Source organism: Burkholderia sp. Bp8998 (assembly GCF_003854235.1).
GTDB lineage: Bacteria > Pseudomonadota > Gammaproteobacteria > Burkholderiales > Burkholderiaceae > Burkholderia.
Map to the genome: position 1 here is coordinate 69387 of NZ_QTQF01000017.1, position 17954 is coordinate 87340.

General features: G+C 58.8%; 14 protein-coding genes. All 14 read left to right on the forward strand.

Going from position 1 to position 17954, the window contains the following annotated elements:
• Nucleotides 1-94: 94 nt before the first annotated feature.
• The 14 genes from DIE06_RS18370 (at nucleotide 95) to DIE06_RS18435 (ending at nucleotide 17839) form a co-directional block, all read left to right on the forward strand.
• Complete coding sequence (locus tag DIE06_RS18370; RefSeq protein WP_124506398.1) at nucleotides 95-886, forward strand: hypothetical protein; 792 nt, start codon at nucleotides 95-97, stop codon at nucleotides 884-886.
• Nucleotides 887-971: 85 nt separating this feature from the next.
• Complete coding sequence (locus DIE06_RS18375) at nucleotides 972-1373, forward strand: hypothetical protein (protein ID WP_124662579.1); 402 nt, start codon at nucleotides 972-974, stop codon at nucleotides 1371-1373.
• Nucleotides 1374-1684: 311 nt separating this feature from the next.
• Nucleotides 1685-7543 (forward strand): phage tail tape measure protein, encoded by a 5859-nt coding sequence (locus DIE06_RS18380; protein WP_124662580.1) that lies wholly within the window; start codon nucleotides 1685-1687, stop codon nucleotides 7541-7543.
• On the forward strand, nucleotides 7544-7936 hold the full coding sequence (locus tag DIE06_RS18385) for a hypothetical protein (protein WP_124662581.1): 393 nt from the start codon (nucleotides 7544-7546) through the stop codon (nucleotides 7934-7936).
• Nucleotides 7933-8427 carry a hypothetical protein gene (locus DIE06_RS18390; protein WP_124662582.1) on the forward strand — a complete coding sequence of 165 codons (495 nt, stop codon included), beginning with the start codon at nucleotides 7933-7935 and terminating at the stop codon, nucleotides 8425-8427. The genes DIE06_RS18385 and DIE06_RS18390 overlap by 4 nt, the downstream gene beginning before the upstream one ends.
• The gene (locus DIE06_RS18395) at nucleotides 8414-8956 is read left to right on the forward strand and encodes an NlpC/P60 family protein (protein WP_124506403.1); all 543 of its coding nucleotides are present in this window, start codon (nucleotides 8414-8416) and stop codon (nucleotides 8954-8956) included. Before DIE06_RS18390 ends, DIE06_RS18395 begins: the two co-directional genes overlap by 14 nt.
• Nucleotides 8892-9260 (forward strand): Mov34/MPN/PAD-1 family protein, encoded by a 369-nt coding sequence (locus tag DIE06_RS39555; RefSeq protein WP_124662583.1) that lies wholly within the window; start codon nucleotides 8892-8894, stop codon nucleotides 9258-9260. Before DIE06_RS18395 ends, DIE06_RS39555 begins: the two co-directional genes overlap by 65 nt.
• Nucleotides 9205-9834: a hypothetical protein gene (locus DIE06_RS18405; protein ID WP_124506405.1), complete on the forward strand. Its 630-nt coding sequence runs from the start codon at nucleotides 9205-9207 to the stop codon at nucleotides 9832-9834. Before DIE06_RS39555 ends, DIE06_RS18405 begins: the two co-directional genes overlap by 56 nt.
• A 12-nt stretch (nucleotides 9835-9846) precedes the next feature.
• A complete protein-coding gene (locus tag DIE06_RS18410; protein ID WP_124662584.1) occupies nucleotides 9847-13452 on the forward strand; it encodes a host specificity protein J in 3606 nt (1201 codons plus the stop codon).
• Nucleotide 13453: 1 nt separating this feature from the next.
• Nucleotides 13454-13915 (forward strand): hypothetical protein, encoded by a 462-nt coding sequence (locus DIE06_RS18415; RefSeq protein ID WP_124662585.1) that lies wholly within the window; start codon nucleotides 13454-13456, stop codon nucleotides 13913-13915.
• Between the two features lie 61 nt (nucleotides 13916-13976).
• Nucleotides 13977-15455: a shufflon system plasmid conjugative transfer pilus tip adhesin PilV gene (gene pilV, locus DIE06_RS18420; RefSeq protein WP_124506408.1), complete on the forward strand. Its 1479-nt coding sequence runs from the start codon at nucleotides 13977-13979 to the stop codon at nucleotides 15453-15455.
• Nucleotides 15442-16152, forward strand: a complete 711-nt coding sequence (locus DIE06_RS18425; RefSeq protein WP_124662586.1) for a hypothetical protein — start codon at nucleotides 15442-15444, stop codon at nucleotides 16150-16152. The genes pilV and DIE06_RS18425 overlap by 14 nt, the downstream gene beginning before the upstream one ends.
• Nucleotides 16149-17501: an SPASM domain-containing protein gene (locus DIE06_RS18430; RefSeq protein ID WP_124662587.1), complete on the forward strand. Its 1353-nt coding sequence runs from the start codon at nucleotides 16149-16151 to the stop codon at nucleotides 17499-17501. The genes DIE06_RS18425 and DIE06_RS18430 overlap by 4 nt, the downstream gene beginning before the upstream one ends.
• A complete protein-coding gene (locus DIE06_RS18435) occupies nucleotides 17498-17839 on the forward strand; it encodes a hypothetical protein (RefSeq protein WP_124662588.1) in 342 nt (113 codons plus the stop codon). Before DIE06_RS18430 ends, DIE06_RS18435 begins: the two co-directional genes overlap by 4 nt.
• Nucleotides 17840-17954: the final 115 nt, after the last annotated feature.

Genomic DNA, 17954 nt, shown 5'->3' on the forward strand with positions numbered 1-17954 from the left:
GCGTGGTTCCTCCATATACCAATAAAAACCTTTGATTCGGGAAGGTATCACACGTAGGATCGCCCCACCAGAATTTTAAACCGGAGAACTAACGATGGCTGGTGAAGCAAAGTCCGAAAAGTTCATGCTGGGGTCGGCCACCGTGATGATCGGCCCCCAAGCTGACCTGTTCAACCTCAATCCCGACGAGCACTCGATCGGTCTCGTGAAAAACTTCACGATCAGCGGCCAGCCGGCATACACCGAGCTGACGCAGGGTGTGAAGAACAGCGTCGTTTACTCGGTGATGACCGGCAACCCCGTGACCGCCACGATGGAAGTGTTCGAGCACACGTCGAAGAACCTCGCGTACGGCTTGGGCCTCGACGGTTCGGCACTGACCCCGTCCACAGTCAAGACCACGCTGAACGCCGACGTGCCCGCGAACGCTGCCGGCGCGGACACGCTGCCGGTCACATCGGCCACCGGCTTCGCGGTCGGCGACTGGATTCAGGCGGTTGTGCCGGGTTACAGCGACCGGATGCTCGTCGCCAAGGTCAAGACGATCGACTCGACGGCGAAGACGCTGCAAGTCGTCAGCTCGCAGAAGTTCGACTACCAGCTGCCGATCGGCACGGTGGTCCAGAAGGTCAACGTCGTGGGCATCGGCTCGAAGGCCAACCAGCCGTTCCTCGCCGCGAAGGTGGTCGGCAACCTGGCCGACAACACGCCGGTCGCACTGCTGATCCCGAAGATCCGAATCACGGGCGGCTTCACGCTGGCGTTCAAGACCGACGCATTCGGCAACCTGCCGTACAAGTTCCAGCCGTACGATCTGGTTTCGACGGACCCGTTCTACGACGACTTCCTGCCGTTCGGGCAAGCGATGCTGGCGTCGGCAAACTAAGGTTCACTCCGGTACGGAGAAAAACCTTGAAGCACCAATCCCCGCGACTCATAATCGTGGGGATTTTTCATTAGGGAACCAAAACATGTCGACCACCACCACGCGACAAGCCCCGCCCGCAAAACTCGAAATCACCCTGGCCGGCGCGAAGAAGATCTTGTTCATGTCCTTTGGCTTGCTCAATGAACTGTGCCGAGGTATTGGAGATGCTCAAGGCGCGTTGCAAGTCACCGCGAACTCTCAACTTCGCGATTTTGTACTGATGGTTGTGCTTTCCGATCGAGACGAAGAAGGTAACGTCGTCAAGCCGATCAACGTCAATCGCATCGAGATGTCCATCGAAGACGGTGAACGCCTGCTCGACTGGGTATCGCAGCACGCGACAGATTTTTTCGTCCGGACGATGGAGAGAATCGTCACGGGGCACAAGGACAAGGAAAGCCGGTTGAAGGCCCTGAAAGAGCTGGCCGAAAACCCGGCAAGCTAACCGCATACACGGACTGGTTCCGCGACCTCACTTTCAGCGAGGCAGTGTGCTGGGCATTCGATACAGTTCCTTCTGCACTGCCTATTATTTTCTGGAAGTACAGTCGCGAGGACATTAAAATCCGCACACGGTTGAAGCTCGGCGAATGCCAAGCAAACCACGTGCAACAGTTCCAGACGTTGGCGATCCTTCTCTCCGAAGTCCTCGGCACAGGGACTGCTTCGAGCACATCCGAATCCTCCCAAGAAGACGTGCCCAAAGACTTCGCGGACGCCCAACGCCGGTTGGCAGCAGTCTTCGGGAAACGATAAATGGCGGGCGAGAATCAAGTACAACAGGGGCAACTGGACCTATCCCTTGGTCCGAAGATCTTTCAGGACGCGCAGTCCCTCTCGACCCTCCTCACCGAGATCTTCAAGCGCCTCAACGACATCAGCGGGATCGCGAAGCAGATCTCGATCCCCGGCGTCTCTTCCACCGATCCAAGTCAATCCAACATCCTGGCCGCGATCGGTGGTCTTCAGCGCGACATGCGAACCATGCTCGCGACGGTGCGTACGGGCGGGCCGCAGGCGCAGATCAACCAAGCCCTGGTGCAAGGCACGCGCTCGCAAGCACTGTTCGGCTCCGACAATCGTGCGCAGCTCGAACAGCTAACCGCACTCAATGCCGCCGCGGAACGCCGCGTGCTCCTCGAGCGGCAACTTCAGGTCGCACAAGAGGCGAACCGCGAATACTCGACGGCGCAGATGAGTGCCGCGACGCGGATCTACGAGATCACGGCGCGGATCACCGACGCCCAGCAGCGGTACAAGCAAGCGATCATCGACAGCGACACCGCGACTCAGGCAGCGGCGAAGCGTGACATGCGCGATGGCCAGCAGCGTCTCGACCAATTGAAGCAGGAAATCGATCTGCGCGAGCGCGGGGCACGCGTGCGCCTCGGCCGCGCGCTCGACAGCGGCCAGAACGTTGATGTCGCGCAGGCCCAACTAGCCATCGTGAACGCCGACAAGGCGGATCTCTCGACGTCGCTGCGCACTACGGTCGGTGCTCAGCAGCGCGCCGAGCGTGAAGCGGCGAAAGCCCTGAGTAATGAGCGCAAGCAACTCGAAAAGGACTGGACCGCAGCACTCACTGAGGAACGTAGCCGCCAAGCCGCGATCGAAAAGGCATGGAATCAAGCCATTGTCGAAGACCGTCAGCGTACACAACGCGCCGACGCCACGTTCGAAAGACAACTGCGGGCCGCGCAGGTTGAAGACCACAAGCGCGCGCGTGATGCCGAGGCGTCGTTTGACAAGACCTGGAATTCAGCGCATCTCGAAAACCTCAAGCGCGACAAGGCTACGGAACGAAAATTCCTGGCTGACTGGGATGCCGCAATCCTTGAGGACCATAGACGGTCGAAGACAGCACAGAAGAAGCTCGAAGACGATTGGGATAGTGCCATTCGAGAGAATCGTCGCCGGCAGCAGCAGGCTGACGAGGCAGCGGCACGCGCCGCTGCTCAGTTTGGTCCCGATCGCGCGACGCTTATGCGCCTGCGTGACGCACACGCCGAGAACAACCGTCGCAACAGTCCGGAATTCCTGGATGAGCAGGACGCAGCCACGCGTGCTCGTCGCTATCGCCAGACATTTGGCGATGGTGGAGCATCAGTCGCGCTGACGCAGACCGCCCTCCTCGCCAACTACAGCGTGACCCGTGGAGTGCAGACTGCATTCACGTCCGCGTTGCAAAATACGATCCAGTACGAAGAAGCGCTGGCGCACCTCAAGACGATCACTTCCGCGACCGATCTTCAGCTCGCCTCGCTCGCTTCAACCATCGAGACTGTCTCGAATGCGACACGCTACAGCGCCACGGATCTGACCAAGGCAGCTGCCGCCTTGTCGGAGACTGGTGTGACCACCAATCAGCTCGGTGTAGCACTGCGCGGCGTCGCTGACCTCGCCACCGCAACGGGCGAAGACTTCAACAAGACGGTTGACACCGTTACCGGCTCGCTCGGCGCATTCAAGATCTCCGCGAGCGATACGGTTCAGGTGACGAACATGATCGCACAAGCGGTCAATTCTTCGCGCTTGACGATGGACAAGCTCAAGACGTCTATCGAAACCGCTGGTGAAACCGCGAGTGAAGCCGGCGTCTCATTCAAGGAAATGCTGTCGGCGACTGTGTCGATTACGAACACTGGTACTGCCTCGGGTGCGACACTTGGTGGCGGGCTGCGTCAGCTCTTGATCGACCTCGAAAAGCCGAGCCAGAAGTTCAAGGCGACGCTGGATCAGCTGGGTCTCACGCAGGAGGATATCAACGTCAAGTCCCAAGGCTTGTACGGTGCGCTGAAGAACCTCAAGGATGCGGGCTTTACTGCCGCCGACGCCATGCAGGCATTCGAGGCGCGCAGTGCATCGGCCTTCACGGCGCTCTCGGGCAACCTGTCCGAGATGAACGACTTTTCGTCGACACTCAACCACACCGACGCCGCAGTGCGCGCGAACGCCGAGCAGATGGAAACGCTCGGCGCGCAGTATGACCGCTTCAAGAACCAGACGTCGCTGCTGGTCGGCGAAGGATTCACGCCTTTGCTCGATGGCCTGAAGCACCTGCTCGACCTTACGTCGAGTGCCGAAACCGCGCTGAAGAACTACGCAGGTGTCACGGAGACAGTTGGCACGTTGATCGGAACCGGAGCACTCGCAGTCGGCCTAAAGTACGTTGGGGGTCTGCTTGGCGGCATCGCAGGCATGACGTTTGGTGGCTTCGAAGCTGCGGCTGGTCTCGCTGCAATGGGTGGTCAAGTCGGCCTCGTGGTCGGAGCCATTGCGGGCCTGACGGCTGGCGTCGTCTATCTCGTCAACAAGCTGAATGATTCGAAGCAGGCATTCGAGGACCAGCGCACTGCTGTCAACGCGGCTAAGGATGCCGTGACCTCTTCGAAGCAGTCGTTCGACAGCATCGGCAAGCAGATCGACACCCTGCGCTACAAGATGGCCGCGCTCAACGAGCACCCTGAACAGCTCAAGCGCGAGATCGACGACGTCAGCATGCAGTTCGAGAAGTATGGGGTGACGCTAGACAAGAGTGCTATCAGCAAGACCGAAGACCTGATCGATAGCCTGCAACGGCTGCAAGTTGAGCTTGGCAAGCGCTACGAGATGAACACGAGCGTGCTTGGCGCGCAACTCGATGTCATGGTTGAGCGTGCGAAAGAAGCCGCTGGCCAAGCCGCTGGAGATTTCCAGAAGGGGGCATTCTCCGGGCCACGCGACAAGCTCGAACGCGCGCCGGGTATGAGCACTCCCGGCGTCGGCATGATGGACGAGACCGCATTGTCCGGGTATGAGCCGAGCCGCTTCAACGCCCTGCCGGGAGGCAAGCAGTCAACCGGATATCTGCCCATCGACGAGGGGGTGAACAAGGACACCATTCCGGCAATCATCCAGTACCTGAAGGATGCCGGCGCGGACGTGTCTGGCAAGGTCCAAGCGGGCTTGGTGGACGCGGCCGGCATCAACGGCCAACCGCGCGACTTGGACGCCCAATCGGCCTTCGCAACGGCCGTGAACGCAGCAATCGCGAAGGCAATTCAGGCACGGGCCACGCCGGGGATCTCGGACGCCGAAAAGGCAAACTCGTATGCCGAGGAGCAGGCGCTATCCAACCTCCTGACGAATCTCCAGAAGGTTACGAACGGCCTGCAAACGGCACAGGGTTACCAGCACGAACTGGATCGAACGAACACGTCTCTAGCGAGCCAGCGCTATGCCAACTCAAATCCCGTCGCGCAGGAAATCATCACCGCAGTCACCGCGGCGGTCACGCGTACGAGGGGCGCACTCGGCTCGCCGGAATCGCGCCTAGACGCCCTCTGGACCGCCCTCAAGACGCAGGAGAGCGGCAACCGGCAGTTCGACGCCAACGGGCTTCCGGTCACGTCGAGCAAGGGCGCGATCGGCATCGCCCAGGTGATGCCAGACACTGCCCCCGAAGCTGCACGGCTGGCCGGCCTGCCGTGGGACGACAAGCGCTACCGGAACGACGCCGCTTACAACGAGGCGATCGGCCGCGCATACCTCAACGCGCAACTGAAGAAGTACGGCAACAACTCGACGCTCGCGCTCGCGGCCTACAACGGTGGCCCCGGCTATGTCGACAAACTGCTGGCCACTACAAGCGCAGACGGGCGGTCGATGGACTTCCGCAATCCAACCGGCGTCACCGAGACCGAGTTCGTCAGCGCGCTCAAGCCTGAGACGCGCAACTACGTGCAGCGCATCGGCAGCGGCGCTGGTGCGTTCGGCCGCTACCAGAGCCTCCTGAACAACCCGGATCTGGCGAGTCAAGGCGCGGCCAACAGCCAGCTTATGCGCCAACTTCAGACCCAGCTGGAAGCGTCCGACGACGACATCCAGAAGGCATTCCTACGCGCACAGATCGACCGGTTGAAGGTTGCGCAAAACGATATCCAGCGCAAGATCGAAAACGCACGCGTCGAGGCTGCACCGTCGTTGAAAGCGACAAACTCGGCCGCGCAGCGCGCGCTTCAAGCACAACTGGCCGAAGTCGAGACCCAAGCCGGGATTACCCGCGACCCAGACAAGGCACGGCAGCTTGGCGACGTCGCCGTCGAGCTGATCAAGAACCAGTACAACCGCACGATCGACACGCTGAAGAGGACCAGCCCGACGCTTCAGGTTGGCGACCACCGCGACTACGCTGACGACGTGAAGCAGCAGCTTCAGTCGTTGCAAGACGAGATGGACGCGAAGGTACGTTCGCAGATCGACAAGAACACAGAACGCGTTCGCAAGCTCAACGAGCAGATTAAGGCTGCGCAGTTCAAGGAGGACGAGGATCGGGCGCGAATGGCGTTCAACGCCTTCATGACCACTCTCAAGGGCGATGAGAAAACTCGTTCGAACAATCAAGCGATCGAACTGAAGCGAAACTCGTACCCCGTGGTTGCCGATCAGGCCGCGTCGGCATACATGAGTGATCCACGCTACTCAGCCCAGTTCAGCCAGGTTCAACGTCAATCGCTCAGCATGAAGGCAGCGGCGGATCAGGACGTCGTAGACGCGCGGAACCTCGTCACATATCAGGCGAACATCGCCCAACTGCGCGGCGAAATCGAGCAGTTGGGGAAACAAGTCAACGCCCGGACGGCGATGCTTGGCGAGGAAGCTGACGGCGCTGGTTCACCCGCAACAGGCCTGTACGCGCAGCTCGCCGCGGCGAAGGCTGATCCTGCGAAGCGGGAGGAACAAGCACGTCTCGAAGCGACGATCGTGCGCCTCACCACGGAACGCACCGCGCAGCAGGGGGAACTCAACGCGCTGCAAGATAAATCTAACGCACTTGTCGAGAGTCAGGAGCGTTTGCAGGAGAAGCTGGCGGCGAAGACCACCACGGGTTCATTCTCACTGATGCAGGGCATCAACGAAGCAAACAAAAACTTCCTCGACACGCACAACGCAACTTCAATGGCGATCGACGGATACGCCAACATGCTGAACGGCACCGACAACGCGTTGATCCAGTTCTTCGATGACTTGACCACCCACTCGAAGACCGCTGGTCAGGCCGTTAGGGATTTCGGCGTGTCGTTCCTGAAGATGGTCTTGCAGATCCTCGAACAGCAGGCCGCGCTCATGCTTATCAAGGGCGTCCTCAGCATGTTCGGGACTGCTGCTTCTGCTTCCGCCGCTCCCGCGGCTACGGGTGGCTTCGATATGCCCTCGACCGGCACTGCGTTAGCTGTCCAGGGTGGTTCTGTCAGCAACGGCCTAGTCTCTCGCTCGGCCGGCGTGAAGCGTTTCGTGTCGGGTGGCAGCGTGACGGGCGGGATGCCCGGTCGTGACTCCGTACATGCTCTTTTGAAAGAAGGCGAGTATGTGCTAAACGATGGGGCCGTGTCGACGGTAGGCACGGACTTCCTCGACAACCTCAACGCACACGGCAACCGCGTCATCTCGAAGAGCACGCCGGCCCCCAAGCCTGAACGTGAGAAGCAGCCACAGCACGTCAATGTGTGGGTCGTCGCTCCGGATCAGAAGCCACAGATGGGGCCGAATGACGTCGTCGCCGCGATTAGCAACGACATCGTCACGGGCGGTTCTACGAAGAAACTGATCAAGCAAGTTGCACTGGGTCAAATGTAAATGGCAACGTCACTCACTTTCGATTTCCCGAATCATCTGGTCGAAGAAAAGTACCCCGAGTCTGGCACGCGTATCCAGCTCGGGAATTCGTATGTCTTCGCAACACCCCCCACCGCTCCGGAACAACGCACGTTCGTTCTCTCCTTTGAAACGATGTGGCGCGGTATCAACGCGGACGGCACCGTGGACACCACCACGAATCCGCTCAACAACATGGGTCTTCTGAAAGAGTTCTACGAAACGTACAGACTCTACAAGACATTTCAGTATAAGCACCCCTGGCTGGGGATCTTGAATGTCCGTTTCAGCAAGCCTCTCGAAATGCCGAAGGGTAAGAAAGGGGCCGACGGGTGGTCTGAGTCATTCAGCATCGAGTTTGTGGAGATGCCGTGAGAGCCGATCTTCCTGATACCCATGTCTCCCAATCCTTCGAGTTGTCAGCCGATGGATTGGTCGACCTATTCAAGCTCGAACTCAACAGCATCTCAGGCGGTACGGTTCTTTGTATGACGGCCAAGAATCAAGTCACCTGGCAAGGCATGGTATTCGAGTCCATTCCGATCACCCTCGCCGGCGAGGGTGTTCGCACGGACGGCCAGTGGAATCGACCGAAGCTTACAGTTGCCAACCCTGACGGCATTTTCTCGGCGTTCATTGCACAGGGCAAGACCGACAGCGCAACAGTGACACGCTACCGCTGCCATCTTGAGGACGTAAAAAACAATGTCGGCCGATATCAAATCAACATCTGGCGTGTTTCGAAGACTTTGAGCATGAGCAATTCAATGGCGACGTTCGAACTGCGCACCCCACTCGACGGACAGATGTTCTATCTGCCGGCGCGTGCCTTCTACCCCCCGGAGTTCCCACATGTCTCTCTATGAAAAATACATTGAAGGGTTCGAGGGAATCCCATATGTGGAAGGCCGCGATGATTGCTACGGCCTCGTGCGCAGATGGCTGAACAAGACATATGGAATGAAGCTGACGAACTACGCTCGGCCGTGTGCCTGGGAAAACGATGGCTTCAATTTGCTTGGTGACTACTTCAACCGTGAGGGGTTCGTACTCGTCAACACGCCGTTGAATCGCTTGCAGATCGGCGACCTGTTGATGATGCACGTCGCCAGCAGGACAGGCATCTCGAACCACATCGGCGTCTACGTCGGCAACCAGTACGTATTGCATCACCTGTATGGACAGGTATCGAAAGCCGACCCTCTGAACGATCGATGGAAGAACCGCATCCTCGATGTCATCCGGCATCCGGACATCGCAGCCAAGAATCAGGAGCAAACAGAGTCCGTCGACTTCATGACCCTGTTGCCACCCCACTTGAGAGAGAAGTATGAACGACGACTTGTTGAGACTCTGGACTCCCCTGACCGAACGGTGCGGCTTCCTCCTAAATGACGGGTCGATCGTCGAGTGCCAAAACGTCCATGAGCAACCCGAAATAGGCTTTGAAATTACCCCCGCGTCTATCCGACAATACGAGGATCAAATTGCTGCCACATGGCACACGCATCCGCGCACGGGGCCTAACCTATCTGCTGAGGACTACCGTGCATTTCAGGCGTGGCCAAGGTGGTTCCACTACATCATTGGCGAGCACGATGTTTGGTGCTACTACGTCAGAAACAACGCGGTGATTCTGCTCGATGAAGACGATCTATCTGCATGGCTCCCTGAAGGAACTGCACCCGGAACCGATTAAAGTTCATGCCACCACTGCTGCTGAAGCGCTGACGGTGCTGAAGCAGCTCCCCGGCTTTGATGCGGAGAACCCCATCGACGTGCGCGTCGACGGCTTCGATTGCCGTGACGCGCTATTCGTCCAGACCGAGAAGACGGAGCTGCACGTCTACCCTGCCCTGCGTGGCGCGGGCGGCAACGGCGGCTTCCTACAGATCCTGATTGGGGCCGTCATGGTCGTGGTCGGCGCGGTCCTATGGTGGACCGGTCCAGCAGGGGCCACGATGGCTCAGGTAGGCATCGGCATGATGATGGGGGGCGCGATGATGATGCTTGGCGGGATCATTTCAATGCTCGCCCCACAACCTAAGCTGGGAACAGGTTCAGCGACGAACTCTAGCTTGATTATCCCTGCCAGCCAGAACACCGTGAAAATCGGAACTCGACTACCCCTCCTGTTCGGCCGCGTGAAACATTTCGGGCACTACCTGTCGTTCAACGTCGACGCGAAGCGGTACGACGATTCCAACATGGTCCTTGGTGGCTACTGCAACCAGAACGGGGACGGTCAGGCACTCCACTGCGTGCTCGCATAACGAAACCAAATAATGATTGTCGAAGAAGAACGCCCTATCCAGAGCATCCGTGGCGCGAGCGGCGGTGGCTCCAGCTCGCCCACGCGAACGGACGACAACCTGTTTTCCCGAGACGTCGTCGAGATCGTCCTTGGACTTTCTCAAGGCCCGATTCGAGGACTGGTCGACGGCATGAAGACCTTCTACGTCGGCGGGACGCCTCTCATGTCGCAGGACGGATCGCTGAACTTCAGCTCGTTCAATCTCGGCGTCAAGCTCGGCACCGCGCACGACTCTCCGGTCAACTACGTCCTTGGGGGCGAAAGCTCGAACACCCAGGTCGGCACGCGGCTATTTCAAGGGACGTGGGTCAACCGACAGACCGACCAGTCGTTGAAAGGCGTGATCGACCAACTGCAAGTACGAATGCAGTTCAATGTCCTCTACGTTCAGAACAACGACGGCTCCTTCAACAACACGGCGCGCTTCCGAATCCAGTATCGTCCAGCGTCCAGCTACGCCGCGTGGTCAGAGGTTCAGGGCGGATTGATCAAGGTTACCGGCAAGACCACGAGCGGCTACATGGTCGACTACTCGTGGGACGTACCTCGTATCAACGACAACTGGGTAATTCGGGTACTGAAGGAGAATCCGGACGCCAGTACGACGGAGTTCTGCGACCTGACCTGGGAAAGCTTCCAGATGGTCACGAAAGGGAACCGCTCGTACAACCAAGTCGCGCTCCTGCATCTGGTCGCCAAGGCGACGAGCCAGTTCAGCTCGATCCCCGACTTCGCTGGCATCTACGACGGGCTGGAAATCCTCGTGCCGACGAACTACAACGGCGACATGCACTCGTACGACGCGAGCGGCCCGTGGAACGGGACATTCAAGCTCGCGTGGACGAACAACCCGGCGTGGATTCTGTACAACCTCATCATGAACCCCACATGGGGTCTCGCGAAATATTACCCGTGGATCACCTGCAACCGCTTCGATTTCTATGATGCGGGGCGCTGGTGTGACGAGATGGTCCCTGACGGTCGCGGTGGCTGGCAACCGCGCTACACTTTCAACCTCGCTCTGACCGACCAGCAGACCGGCCTTGACATGCTGCGATACGTCGCCGGCAGCTTTGGTGCGGTCATCTTCGACGACGCAACAGGCATGGTTCACCTCCGCGTCGACAAGTGGGAAGAACCTACCTTGATGTTCACGCCCGAGAACGTGACGCCGGAAGGCTTCAGCTACACGTTCACGGACATGTCGACACGCTACAACGACTACGAGGTCCAGTTCGTCAACCCTGACATTGACTGGAACGTCGACCATCGGCGTGTCCCATATGACGAGCACATCGCGCTCAACGGCAGCATTCCCTATCAGTTTCAGGCGATCGGCTGCACGAACGAGCACGAAGCCGTTCGCCGCGCCACTTATCAGCTGATCACGTCGACCACTGAGTGTGCGACCGTATCGTTCATGACCGCGCGCCTTGGCCGCGTCATCGACCCTTACAAGCCGATCTACGTCGCCGACCCGATCACCGGCTGGTCGTCGGGCGGTCGCATTAAGTCCATCTTCAACAACAAGATCTATCTGCGCGACCCGGTCTACTTTACGATCAACCAAAACTACAACCTTCGGCTTCAGTCTGTCGACGGATTGTGGAACCTCGTCGTGAACCCCGGCAAGACCGGGGCCGTGACTGAGTTGACGATCGTGAGCGGCGTCATTCCGCCGAACATTCCGGATCGCACGGTTTTCACGATCGAGGACAACGGTGGATTTGGGATTGCGAAACCCTTTCGTACGATCGCGATCGAGCCAGTTGACAATCAACCTGACACCTACAAGGTTACGGCTGTCGAGGTCAACGTCAACAAGCAAGCAGCAGCGGACAACTGCGTGCCGATCGGCAGCAAGCAGTATTCGTTCAAAAACCCGCTGATCCCACCCCCGCCGACGAACATGGTCATGGCCTCCGGGACGGAGCAACTGATCATCGGTCAGGACGGCTCGATTCAAGCGCGCATCCTCGTATCGTGGGACCCACCTGCAAACGCGATCGTCAAGCGCTACGACGTGCAGTGGAAAGAGAGTTCTCAGTCGACATGGCTCACTGCGAGCACGACGGGTGAAAGCATTTTCCTCGGCCCTTGCAAGAGCGGCGTCGACTACGACATCACGGTGTGGGCAATTAGCACGTTCGACTACCGCAGCTCGCAACTGTCCGCGTGGAACTATCGATGCGTCGGTAAGGATGATCCGCCGAGCAACGTGACGAACTTCAACGTGATCCGTCGTCAGAACGACATTCTGCTGAAGTGGGACCCCATCCCTGATCTCGACCGCGCTGGTTATGAGATCCGCCTTGGCACATCGTGGGAGACCGGAACTGTTCTCGTGACCGACTACGCAGCGACGCAGTTCGCATGGACGACGGATACAGGGGGGGCATACTCCTTCATGATCCGAGCCATCGACACGAGCCACAACTTCTCGCCGATTCCGACGATCCAGACCATCGCGTTGTATGGTCCCTCCTCCGTGCGCGGCGTCATCGCTGTTCAGTCGGCGAACCGGATTGAGATGAGCTGGAAGCCGAACCCGGAAGACAACATCCTCGACTACGAGATCCGTGAAGGCGACACCTGGGCCACTGCGGTGTTCGTAGCGAAGACGAAATCTACAAGCTTTGGTCTTACAGCCGGCGCAGGTGGTACGCGCAAGTTCTGGCTGAAGTCGATCGCCGCGCCGGGCATCTATTCGGACAAGGCAACGTTCGTCACGACCGACGTCGCGCAACTCGACAACACAAACATTGTGTACGAGTCGGACGAACTGTCGAAAGGTTTCACCGGCATGCGGTACAACATGGTGGTCTACGGCGACTCTCTGCGGATGGACGACGGCAAAGCGAAGGCTGAGTACATTTTCAGCGTGTCGCTTCCGACGAGCTTCCGCGCGCAGAATACGCTCTTCATCGGTCTCGATGCGATTGTCGACTTCACTATGCGCTGGAAGGATGCAACCTTCCCGTGGGACGACGCCAAGGCACAGATGCCGTGGGCTGCGGAGGGCGACATCTCGTCGATCAACTACCGCGCCGAGATTGCAACACTCTCGGCTCTACCCGCCGACGTTCTTTATGCGATCAAGCTCGACAACACACTGGGTTTCTCCGGCCCCGGTGAGGATGGGGCGGTCTCCGAGCAACAGACGGTTAGCTACCGCGCTGGGAAGTACGGGTCGGGCCTTTTCGTGCAAACCGCACCGCTCCAACCGGTCCCGACTCGCGTCACCTTCGACGTCAATGTCCCGAACGTGTTCTCGACGAGCTTTTGGGTCATCCCGTACGACAACAACGACGACACATGGTCTAGCTTCTGCGGGAGAAATGGCGCGCAAATCACGATCGGCTATCAAGCATCGACGATGAGTGTCTACGCGATCGACAACAACGGCAAAAAGATCTCCATCCCGATCGATCTTGAAATAGGCGAACGCTATTTCGTCGCGATTTCGCAGGACACGAACACGCGCACATTGTATGTCGGCCGCGAAGGTGGATCGATATTCCGTGGGACCCTCAACGTCCAGGGTATCGGCCAAACTATCAACTACAGTCTGTACTGACATGGCACACGTAATTTCCGATATCACCATCTCAAAGAAGGTGCTCGACGACGATGGCTTCCTCACGCTTCTGACTTCGGACAGCCCTACCGGCTATGCACCATTTCAACCGTTTGTGCAGGGTGACTACGAGTATCAAACTGCCCTCTTCCGCATCTCGATGAACTCGACTTCCGGCGACCGGGGTGTGATCAACAAGCTTAGCGTTGTCGTCGACGTTCCGGATATGTTTGACAGCGGTGACAACATCATCGACGGTACGACACCGACACGCATATTCTTCTCGCGACCGTTCCACGTACCACCGAAAGTGACGTTGACCGTACAGAGCGCGAGCGACCCATGCACCGCGAAGCTGGTTTCAGGTTCGATCACACGTACGTATTTCGACTGCTTCCTGGAGCGAGTCTCGGATAAGGCGAAGATCGATGGCGCTTTGACTTGGGCAGCACACGCGTACTGAAATCCCTTGGGCGCTCTGGCCAGCGCTCGTAAAATTCGGTTTGCTAACGGACACCACCACGATGCAGAACTACACACAGATTCCGGAAAGTCAGCGAGTCTCCGACTCGCTGGCTCCGCTGCTCAACAACGACCTCACAGCGATCTCGCGCAACGCTGGCGACTCATTTCCGATCAACGGTCTTCAGATCGGCATGCCGTACCTGAGCACGTCGCAGAACAAGCTTTTCCGCCTTGCGAGCCTGACTCCGGTCACGTGGGTGGTCGAGATCGACTACAACCGTACGATCGCCTACCAAGATTCGATCGACGCGCTCTCAGCAGCAATTGGCACGCGCGTCTTGAAGAGCGGCGACAACATGACTGGTCCGCTCACCCTCTCCGGAGACCCATCCCAGGCGTTGCATGCCGCGCCAAAGCGGTACGTTGACGCGCAGGCGCAGGCAGCGACTACCGCAGCGAACAACCGCGTGTTGCGCTCGGGCGACCAGATGAACGGCCCCCTGACGCTTTCGGGCGACCCGTCACAGCCCTACCACGCCGCGACGAAAAACTACGCCGACTACCTCTACAACTCGCTGAATAACGCCAAGCTCGGCCGCAACGGCGACACGGTGGCCGAGCTGTATAACAACGGCTGGTTCCGTTCGAACGGTCAGGTAGGCTGGTACAACCAGACGTACGGCGGCGGCATCCACATGACTGACAGCAGCTACGTGCGGGTGTATGGAGGCAAAGGGTTCGCGACCGACACACACACGCTCGAACAAGGCACGGGTGGAATCTGGACCTCGCGCTACGGGTGGCTGGAAAACTGCTTTGCCGGCAAAGGTGCAGAAGATCGACTCAATTCGGTCGGCACGCTCGACGGTGGCGACGGATGGCGCCCCGGTGGCTGGCCGTGGGTGCCCAACGGCGTGATCGCGCCTCAGTCCTTCTACCTCCAGCGATCCGGCAATCAGGTCCAGCTCGTCCGTGTTTGGGGCAACTGCAACTGCAACTGTGCATGCACGTGCTTCCCAGCCGGCACTCGAATCATGATGGCTGACCGGAGTTGGAAGTACGTCGAACAGATCGAGATTGGCGACATTGTCATGACGCCGCTTGGGCCGGAAGCCGTGCTCGACGTCGAGACGCCGCTGCTGGGCGATCGAAAGATGATCTCGTTCGAGGATCGTTCATTCTTCTGGACCGACGATCACGCGTTTTGGACGCGCCGCGACGGCGTGCAGGCGTTTGGCGTGGTAGACAAACAGTCGTGGTTGCGAGGCGTCGAGACGGGTGTAGTGAAAGGCCTGCCGAACAATGACGACGTTCGCGTTCTGGATGACCGATGGGATGAGTTCGCCCACATCAACGGCTGGCAACGCAAGCGAGTGGTCGAACACGACATGAATCCCAACACGAAGGTCTATCTGCCAATCGTCGGCGGATGCCACATGATCATCGCCGAAGGATACGTCGTCTCGGCCGGCGCAAACGGATTCGACTTCGATTACAACACTTTCGAATGGAAAGGACTCAGCCATGTTGGTGCATAAGGTACTCATCCCCGACGATCTGACGGATGAGCAGCGCGCCCAAGCGTACGGCATCGTCACTGTCATCCCAACACCTACCGGTTTCACTATGCAGTCGACGGACCTGAGCCTCTACTGGCAGTTCGACTTGAACAAAGTGGAGCACGGTAATGACGTCCTGCATCTCGTGCGTGCTCGCAACGGACAGTACGTAGTCGTGTGGGGCAGCGACATCCACGAGTCAAAGGACAGCCTGTCGTCCGCTCTTCTTCGAAAGAACATTGATTCTTTTATGCCGCTCGTTCTCGTCGGTATCAACGAAGAGATGAACGCCTACACGGCGGTATTCTTTTGCCACACTGTCGAGCCGGCCAATTCAGCGCCAACCGTGGATCTGTCGGATGAAAGCGGCGACATGGTCCTAAAGCGGCTCATGCCGGCAATTGCGCCCGTTATCGACCGCTGGCATGCGAAACACAAGCTGCTGAAAGACATCAAGACAAACGACGCGCTTGCCGCACTGGAAGCGCAGGTGGATCTGCTCACCGAGTTGCTATTTTCGATCCTGCCGGCCGACGCATTTCCATCTGATAAACGACAGAAACTCCTTGACGCTGGTGTGCTGAAAATGAAGGATGGGGACCTCGCTTTCAACGACATGGTCGCCTTCAAGACGACGCTCCGCGCGCGGCAGGCGACGTACCTAGCCACCAGATGACCACCTTCCGCCTGAAGACGGTCGACGCCTCCGGAGTCGGCCGTGACTTTTTCTACAACAACCAACGAAGCACCCTCACCGACCAGCGTGGTTGCGACGTCGTGTCCGAGCGTCCGAGCGAGCCGCGCGCGCCGGCCGCGCCCCCTGGGCGTAAAGACCGCGTTGTTCGCACGCTGAAGATCCAGCTCGGCCTGTCGTGCAACTACAGCTGCGAATACTGCTCGCAACGATTCGTGCCGCACGCGGACCAAGCCAACCCCGGCGACGTCGACGTGTTCATGTCCCATCTCACGGCAAACTGCTATCTCACCGAGGACGCGACGGTCGAGTTTTGGGGTGGCGAGCCAATGGTGTACTGGAAGACGCTGAAACCGCTCGCTGAGCGGCTGCGGATGCGTTACCCAGGCGTCACCCTTCGGATGATCACGAACGGCTCTCTGATCGATCACATGAAGGCTGGATGGCTCATTTCGATGGGGTTCACGGTCGGCATCTCGCACGACGGGCCGGGGCAGAAGGCACGAGGTCAAGACCCCCTCGATAACCCCTTGACGCGGGAAGCGATCCTGATGCTGTACCAGCGCCTGCGCCCGCTGAACCGGATCTCCTTCAACGCGATGCTGCACAAGGAAAGCACGTCGCGACTCGCGGTGCGCGACTACTTCATCAAGCTGACGGGCGACACCGAAGTACCGATCGGAGAAGGCATGTTCGTCGACGCGTACGACGAAGGTGGCCGCTCGATGTCGTTTCACGACACGCACGAGCACGTCCGCTACCGCGCTCGCGCCTTCGACGAGCTGAAGAGCGGCAACGCACTCAATTTCGACAGCGTCACGCAGAAAATCGTGGACTTCGGCGAGTCCGTGGTCACTCGGCGCGAAGCACGCACGCTCGGCCAGAAGTGCGGAAGCGACCGCGCTGACACCCTGACGATGGACCTAAAGGGCAACGTGCTGACGTGTCAGAACGTGTCGGCGGTAGCGGTTGCGCCGAACGGCCAGCCTCATCTCGCCGGCAACGTTCAGGACATGGACGCAGTCCAGCTCAAGTCCTCGCGCCACTGGTCGACCCGCGAACACTGCAACTCGTGCCCCGTGCTTCAGCTCTGCAAAGGTAGCTGCATGTTCCTCGAAGGCGACTTGTGGGATGTCACCTGCGAGAGCGCGTACAGCGATAACGTCGTATTTATGGCCACGGCTCTCTACGAGCTGACCGGCTGCACACTTCAGCGTATCGAGCCGCTAACCGGCACGCTGCCTGAGCATCGCCAGATCGTCTTCGGACCTCTGGCCAACAAGCGGACCACCACCCGCAAAATCATTCAGATCAAAACGGAAACACCATGAGCGATCAACAAGCTACCCCCCTGATGAACGAAGGCCAGATGATGCACCACGTGCTGACGCAACAGCGCAATGAGCTGGCGGATCGCCTCGCTCACGCGAGCGTTGCAGCGGGTCAAGCCGAACAGCAATTGCAAGCTCTGGCTTCGGCAAACGCAACTCTGCAATCTGTGCTCGACGAGGCGAATGCCGCGCTCGAAGCGACGAAGAGCGCGCTGGTCGAGAGCCAATCGCGCGCCCATCGGCTTCAAATGAGCCTCGACGACGCCAACCGGAAGCTTTCCGCGCAGCCGCGTTCGGTTGAAGCCGCCCCCTCGTCGGTTGATCCGATACCCGCGTAACTACATGAAGTTGGTGCTAAGTGAACCACTTAGGTTCACTTAGCATTTCGAGTGCAAAACTCTTTGTGTCTGCGTAAACCCCAACCTTAAAATTCTCGGCACTCACCACCACCAC

What these genes read in the sequence shown, in the direction of transcription:
- DIE06_RS18370 (WP_124506398.1), top strand. Translation starts at nt 95, where the DNA reads ATGGCTGGTGAAGCAAAGTCCGAAAAGTTCATGCTGGGGTCGGCCACC.
- DIE06_RS18375 (WP_124662579.1), top strand. Translation starts at nt 972, where the DNA reads ATGTCGACCACCACCACGCGACAAGCCCCGCCCGCAAAACTCGAAATC.
- DIE06_RS18380 (WP_124662580.1), top strand. Translation starts at nt 1,685, where the DNA reads ATGGCGGGCGAGAATCAAGTACAACAGGGGCAACTGGACCTATCCCTT.
- DIE06_RS18385 (WP_124662581.1), top strand. Translation starts at nt 7,544, where the DNA reads ATGGCAACGTCACTCACTTTCGATTTCCCGAATCATCTGGTCGAAGAA.
- DIE06_RS18395 (WP_124506403.1), top strand. Translation starts at nt 8,414, where the DNA reads ATGTCTCTCTATGAAAAATACATTGAAGGGTTCGAGGGAATCCCATAT.
- DIE06_RS39555 (WP_124662583.1), top strand. Translation starts at nt 8,892, where the DNA reads ATGAACGACGACTTGTTGAGACTCTGGACTCCCCTGACCGAACGGTGC.
- DIE06_RS18405 (WP_124506405.1), top strand. Translation starts at nt 9,205, where the DNA reads ATGAAGACGATCTATCTGCATGGCTCCCTGAAGGAACTGCACCCGGAA.
- DIE06_RS18410 (WP_124662584.1), top strand. Translation starts at nt 9,847, where the DNA reads ATGATTGTCGAAGAAGAACGCCCTATCCAGAGCATCCGTGGCGCGAGC.
- DIE06_RS18415 (WP_124662585.1), top strand. Translation starts at nt 13,454, where the DNA reads ATGGCACACGTAATTTCCGATATCACCATCTCAAAGAAGGTGCTCGAC.
- pilV (WP_124506408.1), top strand. Translation starts at nt 13,977, where the DNA reads ATGCAGAACTACACACAGATTCCGGAAAGTCAGCGAGTCTCCGACTCG.
- DIE06_RS18425 (WP_124662586.1), top strand. Translation starts at nt 15,442, where the DNA reads ATGTTGGTGCATAAGGTACTCATCCCCGACGATCTGACGGATGAGCAG.
- DIE06_RS18430 (WP_124662587.1), top strand. Translation starts at nt 16,149, where the DNA reads ATGACCACCTTCCGCCTGAAGACGGTCGACGCCTCCGGAGTCGGCCGT.
- DIE06_RS18435 (WP_124662588.1), top strand. Translation starts at nt 17,498, where the DNA reads ATGAGCGATCAACAAGCTACCCCCCTGATGAACGAAGGCCAGATGATG.